The 14,089-nt window shown below is 64.5% G+C and carries 14 protein-coding genes; 6 read left to right on the top strand and 8 right to left on the bottom strand.

From position 1 onward, the window contains the following. The first annotated feature begins 4 nt into the window (after positions 1-4). The 3 genes from BLW56_RS13325 to BLW56_RS13335 all read left to right on the top strand — a co-directional run bounded on the left by BLW56_RS13325 (position 5) and on the right by BLW56_RS13335 (position 2,629). The gene (locus BLW56_RS13325) at positions 5-604 is read left to right on the top strand and encodes a hypothetical protein (protein ID WP_143043464.1); all 600 of its coding nucleotides are present in this window, start codon (positions 5-7) and stop codon (positions 602-604) included. Further along, positions 601-1,221, top strand: a complete 621-nt coding sequence (locus tag BLW56_RS13330; protein ID WP_093511177.1) for a phosphatase PAP2 family protein — start codon at positions 601-603, stop codon at positions 1,219-1,221. The genes BLW56_RS13325 and BLW56_RS13330 overlap by 4 nt, the downstream gene beginning before the upstream one ends. A gap of 73 nt (positions 1,222-1,294) precedes the next feature. Further along, entirely contained in the window at positions 1,295-2,629 is a 1,335-nt protein-coding gene (locus tag BLW56_RS13335; RefSeq protein WP_093511178.1) for a Xaa-Pro dipeptidase, read from the top strand. A 4-nt stretch (positions 2,630-2,633) separates the two neighbouring features. On the opposite strand, the gene BLW56_RS13340 is transcribed toward BLW56_RS13335, so the two are convergent. Together BLW56_RS13340 and BLW56_RS13345 are read right to left on the bottom strand one after the other, a co-directional pair. Beyond that, positions 2,634-3,413, bottom strand: coding sequence for a tyrosine-protein phosphatase (locus tag BLW56_RS13340; protein WP_177175966.1), 780 nt, complete (start codon positions 3,411-3,413; stop codon positions 2,634-2,636). Positions 3,414-3,415: 2 nt separating this feature from the next. Continuing rightward, positions 3,416-4,219 carry a crotonase/enoyl-CoA hydratase family protein gene (locus BLW56_RS13345; protein WP_093511180.1) on the bottom strand — a complete coding sequence of 268 codons (804 nt, stop codon included), beginning with the start codon at positions 4,217-4,219 and terminating at the stop codon, positions 3,416-3,418. 156 nt (positions 4,220-4,375) lie between these two features. Between BLW56_RS13345 and BLW56_RS13350 the strand changes: the two genes are divergently transcribed. Both BLW56_RS13350 and BLW56_RS13355 read left to right on the top strand, forming a co-directional pair. Then, positions 4,376-5,410 (top strand): acyl-CoA dehydrogenase family protein, encoded by a 1,035-nt coding sequence (locus tag BLW56_RS13350; protein ID WP_371262239.1) that lies wholly within the window; start codon positions 4,376-4,378, stop codon positions 5,408-5,410. Then, positions 5,407-6,108, top strand: coding sequence for an acyl-CoA dehydrogenase family protein (locus tag BLW56_RS13355; RefSeq protein ID WP_093511182.1), 702 nt, complete (start codon positions 5,407-5,409; stop codon positions 6,106-6,108). Before BLW56_RS13350 ends, BLW56_RS13355 begins: the two co-directional genes overlap by 4 nt. A gap of 3 nt (positions 6,109-6,111) precedes the next feature. Here the strand turns inward: BLW56_RS13355 and BLW56_RS13360 are convergent, their stop codons facing one another. The 6 genes from BLW56_RS13360 to BLW56_RS13385 all read right to left on the bottom strand — a co-directional run bounded on the left by BLW56_RS13360 (position 6,112) and on the right by BLW56_RS13385 (position 12,975). Further along, on the bottom strand, positions 6,112-7,242 hold the full coding sequence (locus tag BLW56_RS13360) for a CaiB/BaiF CoA transferase family protein (RefSeq protein WP_093511183.1): 1,131 nt from the start codon (positions 7,240-7,242) through the stop codon (positions 6,112-6,114). A gap of 16 nt (positions 7,243-7,258) precedes the next feature. Continuing rightward, positions 7,259-8,509 (bottom strand): acetyl-CoA C-acetyltransferase, encoded by a 1,251-nt coding sequence (locus BLW56_RS13365; protein WP_093511184.1) that lies wholly within the window; start codon positions 8,507-8,509, stop codon positions 7,259-7,261. Between the two features lie 67 nt (positions 8,510-8,576). Continuing rightward, on the bottom strand, positions 8,577-9,359 hold the full coding sequence (locus BLW56_RS13370) for an SDR family NAD(P)-dependent oxidoreductase (RefSeq protein WP_093511185.1): 783 nt from the start codon (positions 9,357-9,359) through the stop codon (positions 8,577-8,579). Between the two features lie 12 nt (positions 9,360-9,371). Next, positions 9,372-10,577, bottom strand: coding sequence for an acyl-CoA dehydrogenase family protein (locus BLW56_RS13375; RefSeq protein WP_093511186.1), 1,206 nt, complete (start codon positions 10,575-10,577; stop codon positions 9,372-9,374). Then, a complete protein-coding gene (locus BLW56_RS13380) occupies positions 10,574-11,668 on the bottom strand; it encodes an acyl-CoA dehydrogenase family protein (protein ID WP_093511187.1) in 1,095 nt (364 codons plus the stop codon). The genes BLW56_RS13375 and BLW56_RS13380 overlap by 4 nt, the downstream gene beginning before the upstream one ends. Positions 11,669-11,778: 110 nt before the next feature. Beyond that, the gene (locus BLW56_RS13385; RefSeq protein WP_256203462.1) at positions 11,779-12,975 is read right to left on the bottom strand and encodes an acyl-CoA dehydrogenase family protein; all 1,197 of its coding nucleotides are present in this window, start codon (positions 12,973-12,975) and stop codon (positions 11,779-11,781) included. 106 nt (positions 12,976-13,081) lie between these two features. On the opposite strand from BLW56_RS13385, the gene BLW56_RS13390 reads away from it, so the two are divergent. Next, positions 13,082-14,062: an NAD(P)H-dependent flavin oxidoreductase gene (locus tag BLW56_RS13390; protein ID WP_093511189.1), complete on the top strand. Its 981-nt coding sequence runs from the start codon at positions 13,082-13,084 to the stop codon at positions 14,060-14,062. The last annotated feature ends 27 nt before the right edge of the window (positions 14,063-14,089 follow it).

Below are 14,089 nucleotides of genomic sequence, written 5' to 3' on the forward strand. Positions count from 1 at the left end.
ACGCTTGAACCCGTCGATCCTCCATTTTTCCCGGATGGGCAGCGTCATCAAGGCGCTGTTCTTCCTGGGGGTGGCGGCGATCGCTTTCACGGTCGCCGGCTTGATCCATATCGAGCGCGAGGCGCCGCGCGAAACCATGCTTCTGCCCGGCGGCCTCGATCTTCCGGCGCCCGCGCCGCACCGCGACCCGCTGGCGCCGCTCAAAATGCCTTTCCTCGTCGCCGCCGGCGGCGTGTCGCTATTCTTCGCCGGACGACACGGCCTGCGCGCGGCGACCCGCGAGGTCGCGGCAAGAGCCGAAGGCGGTCGCCTCCACCTCCATGCGAGCTACGGGGCGGAAGCCAGCCCGTTGCCCATCGATGCGATCACCGATGCCATTTTCGATCGTGCCGACCGTTTGCCGGGCGGTGGTTCGGGGCCGGTGAAACTCGGTGCGCGGCTGCGGCACGGCCTCTACCTTCGTTATCGTGCTGGCAGCGCGGTGCACGAACTCAGGTTGATCGACAATGATATCGACGGCGGGGCAGAACAGCTCCGCCGCTTTGCCGCCTATCTCGATGCCTGGCACCAACCGCGGCGCCCGCGGAACGGAGCCGACGCATGATGGGACGGTCCCCGCTATTGGCGGTCTCCGCGGCGTTGATCGCGGCCACGATCCTGCTGGGCCTCGCGGTCGGTGCGGGCTGGACCGAGACCGCCGACTGGCAGGTCTCGCATATACTCTCGTTGCGTATCGACGAAAGCGATCCGGTCTTTATCTCCTTCATGCAGTGGGCAAGCTGGATCGGCGGCGGAACGCCGCGCTGGATCATCGTCATCCTGCTCTGCGGGCTCGTGTGGCATTGGTGCGGGCCGCGCTGTGCGGTTGCGCTCGCCGGCATGTCGCTCCTCTCGAACCTCGCGTCCAGCCTGCTCAAGCTTGCCTTCGGCCGCGCGCGCCCCGACCTGATCGATCACCTCGACCATCAGACAAGCTATTCCTATCCCAGCGGCCATGCGACGAACGCCGCCGTCGTCTACCTTCTCCTCACCTGGCTCACACCCCCGCGCTGGCGCCCTTATGCCTGGACGCTCGCCGCCGCGATGATCATCCTCAACGGCTTCTCGCGAATCATGCTCGGCGTGCATTGGGCGAGCGACATCGTCGGCGGAACGATGCTCGGCGCAGCCTTCGCCTTGCTCGGGGCATGGTGGGTGCGCAGCCAGAAGATTGCAGCCTGAAACATTTTCCGCTGTCCTATCGGGTTCCGTTTTGCCATCCAGTTTGCGGGCACCAACAACGGGCGGACAAGATATGCAATCGCGAGTGAAGTTCGGCAGTTTTCTGCGGGGAATCATGTTTGGCTCGACGGCGCTGGCTGCAGCCTTTGCACTACCCGCGCAGGCACAGGACGGCACCGGCCAGACGGTGATCACCGCGGCGCGCTACATCGACGTGGCGACCGGCAAGACGGTCGAGTATCCCGCGATCTTCGTTGGCGCCGACGGCCGCATCTCGAACATCGCCGACGCACGGACGGTACGCTGGGGATCGAACGTCAAACATATCGATCTTGGCGACAAGACGCTCGTCCCGGGCCTGATCGACATGCACGTCCATCTCGACGGCCCCGCCGACATCGGCGGTTATCGCGGGCTCGAATTCACCGACAGCTTCTGGGGCATGACCGCGGTCAAAAATGCGAACGACATGCTGGGTGCCGGCTTCACCACGGTGCGCAATGTCGGATCGAGCGACCGTAACGATATCGGGCTCAAGCAGGCGATCGACGCGGGTTACGCGACCGGACCCCGCATCGTGCCGGCAGGCTATGCGCTCGGTGCGACCGGCGGCCATTGCGACAGCACCTTCCTGCCGCCCAGCCTTGAAAAGAAGGACGGCAAGGAAGAGGGCATCGGCGATAATCCCGAGGAGCTTCGCTATCAGGTTCGCCGCCAGCGCAAATATGGTGCCGAGGTGATCAAGGTGTGCGCGACGGGCGGCGTCTTCTCGCGCAACACCGAACCCGGCCAGCTTCAGGTGTCCGAAAAGGAGCTCGCCGCGATCGCCGACGAGGCGCACCAATGGGGACTTCGCGTCGCCGCGCACGCGCATGGCGCGTCGGGCATCCGCGCTGCGATCGCCGCAGGCATCGACACGATCGAGCATGTCAGCCTGGTCGATGACGAGGGCATTCGCATGGCCGTCGCGCGCAAGCAGCCGGTCTGGTTCTCGATGGACATCTACAACACCGAATATACGCAGGCCGAGGGCGCCAAGAATGGCGTGCTCGAGGACAATCTGCGCAAGGATCGCGAAGTGGCCCAGATCCAGCGCGACAATTTCCGCAAAGCGGTGAAGGCCGGCGTGCGCATGGTGTTCGGTTCCGACGCGGGCGTGATGCCGCACGGCGACGTCGGCAAGCAGTTCCGCGTCATGGTCGAGTACGGGATGACCCCGCTGCAGGCGATCCAGGCCGCAACCAAGAACGCCGCCGAGGCACTCGGCCGCGAAAAGGATGTCGGCGCGATTGCCGTCGGGCGTTACGCCGACATCGTTGCAGTCGACGGCGATCCGCTGGCCGACGTCCGCCAGCTCGAAAGCGTCGATGCGGTGGTGAAGGGCGGGGTGCTCGTCCGGGGCAAATAAGCCCCTACACCACCAGCCGGTCGACCAGTGCCTCGCGCATCGCAGGGGTGAAGTTCAGCACCGCCTCGGCATAGGTCGGGATATCGCCATGGTCGCGCCGCACCGTGGCGAGCGCGGCGTCGAGATAGGCGGGGTTGACCGACATCAGCGCGCGGATCGCATCGTCGTGGATCTCGGCGCCATAGCGCGAACGGATATGCGCCGCGCCCTGCGCGATGCGTTCCTCGATCTTGCCCGCGGTGTTGGTGAGGAGATAATCCTGCATCAGATCATCCTCATGGACGCCGAGCAACCGATGGACGATCGCGACGGCAAAGCCCGTGCGATCCTTGCCCGCGACACAGTGGACGAGACTGGGGGCATCATATTCGGCAAGCGCCGCCAGATAGAGCCGCAGCGTCGCGACGAGCGCGGGACGATAGGGCATGCCGGCATAGGTATCGATCATGCGCTCGCGCGCCGTTTCGACATCGATCGTTCCGCCCGCCGCCTGCAGATGCGGCGCAAGCCCGGCGGTGATACCGCCCGCATAAAGCACGCGCGCGGAGAAGGTTTCGGATCGGCGGCACGGATGCAATTCGCGCTCGTCGTCGCCGCGCAGGTCGACCACCGTCTCCAGCCCCAGCGCGTCGAGCGCGTCGAGATCGTCGTCGGTCGCCGCCTCATGGTGCGCCGAGCGCCACAAAGTCCCGTCACGCAGCCGCCCGCCACCCTCGACGGCATAGCCGCCATAGTCGCGGAAATTGTGGACGCCGGACAGCGGCAGGACGCGTTCGGCAATCATCATCATTCTCCTGTAAACACCGGGGGACGCTTTTCGACGAACGCATTGATCGCCTCGCGGTTATCCGCGGTTTCGTGGACGATCGCCTGATAGGCCGCGCTCAGTTCCAAAATATCGCTCATCCGGCTGTGCTGTGCTTCGCGCAGCAAACGCTTCGTCAGGCGCAGCGCGCGGGGCGGGTTGCAGACGATCCGCTCGGCGATGGCGATCGCACGGTCGAGCAGTTCCGCATCGGGCACGACGTCCGTTACCAGACCATATTCCTTTGCCTGCGCCGCGTCAAAGCGGTCGCCGGTCAGGAACAATTCGGCAGCGCGCGGATAGCCGAGAATTTTCTGGAGCAGCCAGGCGCCGCCGTCACCGGGAACGATGCCGACCTTGATGAAGCTGCACGCGAATTTCGCGCTTTCGGCGGCGATGCGAATGTCGCAGGTGCAGGCGAGGTCGGCGCCGAGCCCGATTGCATGACCGTTGACCGCGGCGATCATCGGCACCTCGCAATCCATCAGCGCGCGGATCACCGCCTGCACGCCCTTGCGGTAATTGGCGCGGGTCGAATCGGGCTGGTCGAGCACGCCGATGCCGGTGCGATCCTGCATGCCTTTCAGGTTTCCGCCGGCGCTGAACGCCTTGCCGCTGCCGGTGAGGATGATCGCGCTGACGCCGCGGTCATCGCCGAGGTCGCGCAGAGTGTCGATGATGTCCTGGCAGTCTTCATGCGTGCCGATCGCATTCATGCTCTCGGGCTTGATCATGGTCAGGATCGCAATCTTGCCCCGCCGCTCGACACTCAAAAATTCACCCATCTTCAATTATCCTTTGCTGCCTAACCAAAGCTATTGCATGGCTGGTGCGACATGCAAGGCTTTGCGCTCTATCCTTTTAATCCGCCCGGCGATGTTGGTGCACTGCGCGCCGATTTACGGGCTTGGCTTGCGATACATCAGCCGCAGGACGATGTGGTGGCGCGGGCGAATTGCTGGGCGAGTTTCGATCCCGATTTCAGCCGCGCGCTCGGCGCTGCGGGCTATGTCGGGATGACGCTTCCGGCGCAATATGGCGGCGGCGACCGGCATCCGCTGGGACGTTATGTGGTGATCGAAGAATTGCTCGCGGCGGGTGCTCCGGTCGGCGCGCACTGGATCGCCGACCGGCAGACCGGGCCGCTGATCCTGCGCTATGGCAGCGAGGAACAGCGCCAACGCTACCTGCCGGGAATCGCAAGGGGCGAACTCTACGCCTGCATCGGCCTGTCCGAACCGGGCGCCGGATCCGATCTCGCCGCCGTGCGGACGACGGCCCGCGAAACCGCCGAAGGCTGGCGGATCAACGGTCAGAAAATCTGGACCACGGGCGCGCATTTCTCGCACATCATGCTTGCGCTCGTCCGCACCGAAGAGGGAAGCGAGCGTAACGCGGGGCTCAGCCAATTGCTGATCGACCTCGATACGCCGGGTATTACGATCCGCCCGATCATCGATATGGCGGGAAGCCACGACTTCAACGAGGTTTTCTTCGACGATGTCCTCGTTCCTCATGGCGCCCTCGTCGGCGAACGCGGGCAGGGGTGGAAGCAGGTCACCGCCGAACTCGGGCTCGAACGATCGGGCCCCGAGCGCTATCTGTCGAGCCATGCGCTATTCGTGGCGCTGGTTGACGCGGCAGGCCCCGATCCCGATCCCGCGCTGGCGACATTGATCGGCGAGCTGGCTGCTGAAATGTGGACTCTGCGCCAGCTTTCGATGTCGACCGCGGCAAAGCTCGCGGCGGGCGATGATCCGATGGTTGAGGCATCGGTCGTTAAGGAGCTCGGCAATGCCTTCGAACAGGACATGCCCCGCCGCGTGCAGGCGATTGTCGATTGCGGATGGAGCGATGAAGATGATCTCGCGAAACTGCTCCGCGCCCTTCTCATCGCCTCGCCCAGCTTCTCGCTTCGCGGCGGAACGCGTGAGGTGATCCGCGGTATCATCGCGCGTGGATTGGGTCTGCGATGAGCGCTTCACGCGACATGCTCTGCGATACCGCACGCGCCGTCTTCGCCGAGGCTGCCGCGAAGGGGATTGCTCCGGTCGAGGAAGCGGGCTTTGGCTTGCTGCTGGTACCGGAAGATCAGGGCGGTTTCGGCGGCGACTGGGGCGATGTGAACGCGGTGTTGCAAATCGCGGGCGTCATTGTGCCGGAGCTACCGGTCGCCGAACTTGTCGCAGGCGACGCACTTCGGCCCGCCGCGACGGTCAGCCTGATGGCGGGCGCGATGGGGCAGGCGCTCGCGCTGTCGATCGAGCATGTGAACACGCGTCAGCAGTTCGGTCGTCCGCTCGGCAAGTTTCAGGCGGTCCAGCAATCGCTCGCGGTGATGGCGTGCGAAGTGCGCGCGGTTGAAGCCGGGGCAGCCGCGCTGGCGGCCCGGCTGGACGCCGTGAATCACGACCCTTCGGCCGCCAGTTTCGAAATTGCCGCAGCGAAGCTGCGCGCCAATCGCGCAGTCGGCGTCGTCACTGCCATCGCGCATCAGGTCCATGGCGCCATCGGCTTTACCGAGGAATATGACCTGCGCCGCGTGACCATCCCACTGATGCGCTGGCGCGGCGCGCACGGCAACGACGCCTATTGGGCCGAGCGGCTCGGACGGCAGGTGTCGGGCTTCGGTGGGCGCGGTCTCTGGGAAGCCATGACCGCGCGCCACGTTTGACCGTTACCGGACTGCACCACCTTCGCGCAGCCCGGCAATCTTGCCCGCGTCATAACCGAGGGCGGCCAGCACGGCATCGCTATCGCCGCCGACCACAGGCGCGGGCCGCGGCGTGTCGTTGACCGTCGCCGAATAGCGCGGAGCAGGCGCGGGCTGGATCGCCCCGCCAACCGTCAGGAAGGTTTCGCGTTCCACATTATGCGGATGCTGCGGCGCTTCGCTCAGCGACAGGATCGGCGCGAAACAGACGTCGGTCATTTCCATGATCGCGCACCATTCGTCGCGCGTCTTCGTCTTGAACAGCGCAGTGAGCTTCGCTTTCAGTGCATCCCACTTCGAAGGATCCATCTGCGCGTCGAAATCGGCATCGTCGGTCAGCCCCGTCTTCTCGCGAAGCAACGCATAGAATTGCGGCTCGATCGACCCGATCGAGATGAATTTGCCGTCCGAACAGACATAGCTGTCGTAAAAATGCGCGGCGCCGTCGAGCATGTTGACGCCGGCTTCGTCCTTGAGCCGCCCGGCAGCGAGGAAACCCCAGGTCATGCCTGCGAGCAGCGCCGAACCGTCAGTCATCGCGCAGTCGATCACCTGACCTTCGCCAGTCCGCGCGGCGTGGACGAGCGCGCTCGACATGCCGAACGCCAGCATCATGCCGCCGCCGCCGAAATCGCCGACATAGTTGACCGGCGGCACCGGCTTTTCGCCCGCCCGGCCGATGCCGTGGAGAACGCCCGAGAGCGAGATATAGTTGATGTCATGTCCCGCCGCCTGCGAATAGGGACCGAACTGACCCCAGCCGGTCATGCGGCCGTAAACAAGCTTCGGATTGTCGGCGAGCAGCACATCCGGACCAAGCCCGAGCCGTTCCATCACGCCGGGTCGATAGCCCTCGATGATCCCGTCGGCGCTTCTGCAAAGATCGCGCGCGATCTGCACCGCTTCCGGATTCTTCATGTCGAGGACGATCGAGGTGCGGTTGCGGCTTAGCGGATCGCGCGGATCCATGAAGCCGCCGGGGCGATCGATACGGATCACCTCGGCGCCATGGTCGGCGAGCATCATGCCGCAAAAGGGCCCGGGACCGATCCCGGCAAACTCGATGATCCTGATACCCTTCAGCGGCCCGGTCATATTATTCTCCTGTCGCTCAGATACGTTCGATGATGATCGCGGGCGCCATGCCGCCAGCGGCGCACATGGTGACCAGGCCATAGCGGCCGCCCGAGCGTTCGAGTTCGTCGAGCGCGGTCCCGATCAGGATCGATCCCGTGGCACCGATCGGATGGCCAAGCGCCATCGCGCCGCCGTTGATATTCACCTTCTCGCGGTCGAGATCGAGATCGCGGATGAACTTTTCGGCAACGACCGAGAAGGCTTCGTTGATTTCCCAGACGTCGATGTCTTCCTTTTTGAGCCCAGCTTTTTCGAGCACCTTTTTCGCTGCGGGAACCGGCGCGTTCAGCATCAGCGTCGGATCGTCGCCGATATTCGCGTAAGCAACGATGCGCGCGCGGGGCTTAAGGCCGTGCTTGTCGGCATAATCCTTCGACGTGAGCAGCAGCGCGGCCGCGCCGTCGACGACGCCCGACGAATTGCCGGCGTGGTGGAAGTGCTGGATCTCGACGTCGGGGTAGCGGCGGTTGATCTGCTTGCGGAAGGTGAAGCCGCCGCCAAGATCGAAGTCGGCAAGGCCGGTGAAGGCGGGCTTCAGCGAAGCAAGGCCTTCGGCGGTCGTTTCGGGGCGCGGGAATTCCTCATGATCGAGCGCGACGCTGCCGTCGGTGTTGAGAACCGGGACCACCGATTTGTTGAAGCGACCTTCCTTGATCGCGCGGTCGGCGCGCTGCTGGCTGACGAGCGCGAGCGCGTCGAGGTCTTCGCGGCTGATACCTTCGATCGTCGCGATCGCGTCGCCGCACACGCCCTGATGCGATTGCGGGTGCAGTTCGTCCAGCGCCTCATGGCCCGAACCCATCAGGCGCGGCGGCAGGCCGGCATTGGCCTGCTCGGCGGCGTGGGCCGTCGTGTAGCTCATCATCTCGGTACCGCCCGCGATGACGCAATCTTCCATGCCGCTCATCACGCTGGCCGCCGCGAAGTTTACCGAACTGATGCCGCCGCCACAAAAACGATCGAGCGTCGTGCCGCTGGCCTTGGTGTCAAAGCCCGCCGACAGCGCCGCCATGCGGCCGAGGTCGCCGCCCTGCTTGCCGTTCTGCGACGAGGTCGACCAGACGATGTCGTCGACGGTCGCGGTGTCGAGATTATTGCGGTCGCGGATCGCCGCGAGCACCGTCGCGGCGAGATGCTGCGGGTGCAGGTGCGACAATGCGCCCTTGCCGGGCTTGCCGACCCCGCGGGGGGTGCGAACGGCGTCGATGATATAGGCCTCGGCCATGATGAAATCCTTTCGTGGAAGAGCTTCGAAGATCGTAAGTTGAATGAAAAGCGGTTCGTCGGGTTGCTCAGCGAGGGGCCATGCGGATCGCGCCGTCGAGGCGCACCGCCTGGCCGTTGAAATAGGTGTTGCGGACCATCTCCATCGCGAGGCTCGCATATTCCTCGGCCTTGCCGAGGCGCTTGGGGAAGGGGACCGAGGCTTCGAGGCTTTCCTTCACCTTCGGGTTCATGTTGTTGAGGAGCGGCGTGCCGAACACGCCCGGCATGATCGAATTGACACGGATGCCGAGGTCCATCAGGTCGCGCGCCATAGGCAGGACGAGGCCGTTCACGCCGGCCTTGGCCGAGCCATAAATGACCTGCCCGATCTGGCCGTCCTGCGCCGCGACCGAGGCGGTCAGCACGATCGCGCCGCGTTCCCCGTCTTCCATTTCGGGAAGGGTCGCCATGCCTTCGGCCGAGATCGACGCGACGCGGTAGCTAGCGGTCAATATGCCCTCGACGCCAAAGGCGTAATCGGCGGTGGGCGTCCGGCGATAGCCGCCGCTTTCCTTGTCATAAGCGAGCGTCTTGCCGCGGCGCGAGGTCATCGCACAATGAACGCAGACGCGCTCCTGCCCATGTGCGGCGCGCGCCTTGGCATAGCCGTCGAGCACCGACTGTTCGTCGGTGATGTCGACATGGACGAACAGTCCGCCGATCGACGCCGCGACCTCCTCGCCGAGCGCGTCGTTGATGTCGAAGATCGTCACCTTCACGCCCGCTGCGGCAAGCGCTTCGGCGGTCGCTCTACCGAGCCCCGATGCGCCGCCCGTAACGACGGCTGAAACAGTGGAATCAATCTTCATTGGGGAGGCTCCTCAAGCGGGAATCTGATTGAACGGGATGCCCTTGTCGGGGCGATGGTCCTGCGGCAGGCCGAGAATCTTCTCGGCTATGGTGTTGAGCAATGTTTCGTCGGAGCCGCCCGCGATGCGCCCGGTCGGCGCGTTGATCCAGCTCGATGCCCAATCCTCTTTCTGCGACGCATGTTCGTCGAAGAGAAATGCGTCGCTGCCCTGAAGGTCGAGCGCCAGTTCGGACAGCTTCTGCCGCGAACGCACCGCCACCAGCTTGTTCAGAGACCCTTCGGCCCCCGGCATCATGCCCGCCTGCATCATCAGCCGCGCGCGAACATTGATCGAATCGAGCCCCGATCGCATCGCATAGTTGCGCGCAATCTGCTGCCTTATGCGCCCGTCCTCGATCGCTCGCCGGCCATTCAGTCGAACATCTTTCGCCAGTTGGACGAACAGGTCGAGATGCGGCCCGAACCCCGCGCTGTCGGTCGCGACATAACGTTCGATCATCAGCGTCGCGATCGCGACCGCAAAGCCGCCGCCGACCGGCGACATGCGATGCTCGTCGTTGATCTTCACATCGTCGAAGAAGACCTCGTTGACGTGGCTGTCACCGCCGGCGAGCTTGATCGGCCGCACCGTGACGCCGGGCGCCTTCATATCGACCCAGAAATAGGTGAGGCCCTTGTGCTTCGCGACGGTCGGATCGGTGCGGACGACGATGACGCCATAGTCGCTGTAATGCGCCCAACTCGTCCAAACCTTCTGCCCGTTGATCTTCCACCCGTTGCCGTCGGGCTCGGCCTTGGTGCGCAGGCCCGCAAGGTCCGATCCGCCCGACGGTTCGGAAAAGAGCTGGCACCAGATTTCCTCGCCCTGCAGCGCTTTCAGCACGCGCTCTTTGACGAACGCCTTGTCGCTGCCGAACTGCATCAGCACCGGCACGGGCATGCCGAGCGAGATGCCGAAATAGAAGCTCGGGAAGCCGTGCTTCATTTCCTCGGCGTCGAAGGTCACCTTTTCGAGATGGCTGAGCCCCTGACCGCCATATTCGGTCGGCCAGTTGATTCCTGCATAGCCCGCGTCGAACTTCGCCTTCTGATACCGACGGCCGAGCGCCAGGTCGTCGGCTTCGGACAAGCCCTTGCGCGCATCGCGGCCAAAGGTCGGCGCGACCGATTGCAACCAGGCCGCCGCCTTGGCGCGATAGGTTTCGAGATCGCTCATGCCGCTCCTCCCGCAAGCTGGTCGACAAGGACATCTTCCCAGAACAGGCTGCTGCCCTGTTCGATCGCGAGACTGCGCGCGCGGCGCATGTGAAGGTGCAGCCCGATCTCCCACGTCACGCCGATGCCGCCATGGATCTGGATGCAGTCGCGGGCGGCGGTGTCATAGGCCTCGGTCGCTGACAGCCGCGCGGCCGCGGCGGCGGTAATGAAATCGGCGGCGCCCTCGCGCGCTGCGGCATGGATGCAGTTCGCGCGCGCCAGTTCGACGAGGCCGTACAGTTCGGCGATGCGATGCTTGACCGACTGGAATGCACCGATCGGCTGGCCGAACGCCTTGCGCGTCACGGCATAGTCGCGCGCGATTTCCATCAGCACTTCGGCGCCGCCGGTCTGTTCGTGCGCGGTGACGACGGCTTGCAACGCCAATATATGAAGCGCCGCGTCGCGTGCCGCGCTACCGACCGCGAGCGCCTCAGCCGGCGCACCTGAAAAGCCGAGATCGGCGATCAGGCGGCTGTTGTCGAAGCTCGGGACGGCGGAACGCTGCGCGCCGGCGAGTTCGACCAGTGCGAGCACCGGCGCGTCGGACCCGTTCGCAAAAACGATGGCGACATCGGCAGCGAGTCCGCCCGAAACGCCACGCACTGTGCCGTCGAGCCTGTCGCCGGTAAAGGTCGCATCGGAGCGAACGGGAAGGGCGTCGGGGCCGGACGCGAAAGCAATGGCGCCGATGGTTTCCCCGCTCGCCAGTCCCGGCAGCCAGCGCGCCTTTTGTGTGTCGGAACCGTAAAGCTCGATCGCCTTGGCCGCGCCGAAGCTCGACGTCAGGAACGGCGCGCCGCTGATGCTGCGCCCCGCCTGATGCGCGATCAGCCCCAGTTCGATCAGCCCGAGCCCCAGGCCGCCCTCGGCTTCGGGAAGCGCGAGCGCGGTCCAGCCCTGTTCCTTCGCGGTGTCCCAGAAGGGGCGATGATATTCGCCGACAGTTTCGAGGAGCGGCAACAGCGCATCCTTGTCAACCCGCGCCTCCAATACGCGCCGCGACTCGGTCGCGATCGCCTGCTGGCCTTCGTCGTAGAGGATGGTCATGCCTGCACCTGTCCTTCTCCCATGATCTCGTTACCGCCAATGAACCGGACGTTGACGTAAACGTCAAGTATTTTGACGCTACGCTTTTCGCGGTGCAACTGACGACCGTGTCAGGCGAGGCCGGCTTTCCAGTCGCGGCGGATTTTCTTGGCAAGGCTCCATTTGTGGACTTCGGTCGGGCCGTCATAGATGCGAAAGGCGCGAACCTCCCGGAACACCTGCTCGACGATCGTCTTGTCGGTAACGCCCGTGCCGCCCATCACCTGCACGCAGCGGTCGGCGATGCGCATCAGGGCTTCGGACACAGCGACCTTCGCCATCGAGCTTTCGACCGTACCAAGCGATCCGGTGTCGAGCACCGAAGCGCACCAGTCGATCATCAGTTCGGCCTGTTTCAGGTCGATCATATTCTCGGCAAGCATGAAGCCGACGCCTTCATGCTCGATCAGCGGCTTGCCGAACGCTTCGCGGCGGTTCGCATAATCGGTCGCGATCTCGTGCGCGCGAATACACGCGCCGAGCCAGCGCATGCAGTGGGACAGGCGGGCAGGGGAGAGGCGGACCTGCGCATAGCGAAATCCTTCACCGGCCTCGCCCAGCATCTGGTCGGCGGGTACGCGCAGATTGTCGATCGTCAGCGTCGCATGGCCGCCGGGCATCGAGCTGTCGATCGTGTTCGGCACATCGTCGATGCGGATCGCGGGGTCGGGCAGGTCGACGAGGAACATGCACGCGCCCTGTTCGGACTTTGCCATCACGATGCCGACACGCGCGCCCTGCGCCCCGGTGATGAAGGTCTTGCGGCCGTTGACGACCCAGTGATTGCCGTCGAGGTGGCACGTCGTCTTCATCATCGACGGGTCGGACCCCGCGCCGCCCTCTTCGGCAGGCTCGGTCATAAAGAAGGCCGACCGGACCTCGCCCGCAACCATCGGCTTCAGGAAGCGCTCCTTCAGTTCGGGGCTGCCTTCCTTGCCGAGCAAGTACATATTGCCTTCGTCAGGCGCCATGGTGTTGCACGCGAGCGGGCCGAGCGGCGACAGGCCGCTCTTGATCAGCACAACCGCTGTCTCGCGCTGGTTCAAATGATCGCCGTCGCCCAGGATATGGGGGGTGAGCACGCCCGCGGCCCGCGCATGCTCACGCATTTCCATGACCAGATCGTCGGTCGGCGCACCATGGTGGTCGCGGCGCGGGTCGGTTTCATACGGAACGACGATTTCGCGGACGAACGCTTCGACCTTCGCCGCAATCGCCAATGCCCGATCCGATACGCCTTCGCTCGCCGCCATTCCGATTCCCTTCATTGTCTATGTAACACTCCCTCAACCGGACGTTGACGTAAGCGTCAAGTTAATTCATGTGCGAAGGCGACAATGCCGTAAGGGCAACATTATTGCGGAAGGACTGGTCATGGCTTTCAAGACACGCATTACCGAGATGCTGGGCATCGAGCATCCAATCGTTCAGGGTGGGATGCAGAGCGTCGGCTACGCCGAACTTGCCGCTGCCGTGTCGAATGCCGGGGGGCTCGGCATATTGACCGCGCTCACCCAGCCGACGCCCGCGGCGCTCAGCGCCGAAATCGAGCGGTGCCGCGCGATGACCGACAAGCCCTTCGGTGTGAATATGACCGTGTTTCCGACGATCAATGCGCCCGACTACAAGGCCTATGCGCAGGCGATCATCGATGGCGGGGTCAAGATCGTCGAGACCGCAGGGACCCCCGCAGTGCGCGAAATCTGGGAGATGCTGAAACCCCACGGCATCACGATTCTCCACAAATGCACGGCGGTACGCCATGCGCTGTCGGCCGAGCGCGCGGGTTGCGACATCATCTCGATCGACGGCTTCGAATGCGCGGGCCACCCGGGCGAGGACGATATCCCTGGCCTGATCCTGATTCCGGCAGCGGCCGACAAGGTGAAAATTCCGATGCTCGCCTCGGGCGGGTTTGGTGACGGCCGCGGGCTTGTCGCGGCGCTGACGCTCGGTGCCGAGGGGATCAACATGGGCACGCGTTTCTGCGCGACTGTCGAAGCACCGATCCATGACAATGTGAAGCAGGCCTATATCGACAATGACGAGCGCGGCAGCTTCCTCATTTTCCGCAGCCTCAAGAACACGGCGCGCGTCGGCAAGAGCGCAGTGAGCGAAGAGGTTGTGCGTCGTCTCGCGGTGCCCGACGCCACCTTCGCCGACGTCGCCGAACTGGTGAACGGCAAGGCCGGCCGCGAATTGCTCGAAAGCGGCGACCTTTCGAAGGGCGTCTTCTGGGCTGGCATGGTGCAGGGACTGATCCACGACATCCCGACCTGCAAGGAACTCATCGACCGTATCATCGCGGACGCCGACGCGATTATCGACCAGCGCCTCGCATCGATGCGCGCATAATTCTCCCGCCACGCTGGCGCGCCGCGT

The sequence above is a fragment of the Sphingopyxis sp. YR583 genome (assembly GCF_900108295.1).
In the GTDB taxonomy this organism is placed as follows: Bacteria; Pseudomonadota; Alphaproteobacteria; order Sphingomonadales; family Sphingomonadaceae; genus Sphingopyxis.

Coding starts and splice junctions, on each gene's coding strand:
- BLW56_RS13340 (WP_177175966.1), bottom strand. CDS start 3,413: ATGATTGCCGAACGCGTCCTGCCGCTGTCCGGCGTCCACAATTTCCGC.
- BLW56_RS13360 (WP_093511183.1), bottom strand. CDS start 7,242: ATGACCGGGCCGCTGAAGGGTATCAGGATCATCGAGTTTGCCGGGATC.
- BLW56_RS13385 (WP_256203462.1), bottom strand. CDS start 12,975: ATGAAGGGAATCGGAATGGCGGCGAGCGAAGGCGTATCGGATCGGGCA.
- BLW56_RS13355 (WP_093511182.1), top strand. CDS start 5,407: ATGAGCGCTTCACGCGACATGCTCTGCGATACCGCACGCGCCGTCTTC.
- BLW56_RS13390 (WP_093511189.1), top strand. CDS start 13,082: ATGGCTTTCAAGACACGCATTACCGAGATGCTGGGCATCGAGCATCCA.
- BLW56_RS13365 (WP_093511184.1), bottom strand. CDS start 8,509: ATGGCCGAGGCCTATATCATCGACGCCGTTCGCACCCCCCGCGGGGTC.
- BLW56_RS13375 (WP_093511186.1), bottom strand. CDS start 10,577: ATGAGCGATCTCGAAACCTATCGCGCCAAGGCGGCGGCCTGGTTGCAA.
- BLW56_RS13335 (WP_093511178.1), top strand. CDS start 1,295: ATGCAATCGCGAGTGAAGTTCGGCAGTTTTCTGCGGGGAATCATGTTT.
- BLW56_RS13380 (WP_093511187.1), bottom strand. CDS start 11,668: ATGACCATCCTCTACGACGAAGGCCAGCAGGCGATCGCGACCGAGTCG.
- BLW56_RS13370 (WP_093511185.1), bottom strand. CDS start 9,359: ATGAAGATTGATTCCACTGTTTCAGCCGTCGTTACGGGCGGCGCATCG.
- BLW56_RS13345 (WP_093511180.1), bottom strand. CDS start 4,219: ATGGGTGAATTTTTGAGTGTCGAGCGGCGGGGCAAGATTGCGATCCTG.
- BLW56_RS13330 (WP_093511177.1), top strand. CDS start 601: ATGATGGGACGGTCCCCGCTATTGGCGGTCTCCGCGGCGTTGATCGCG.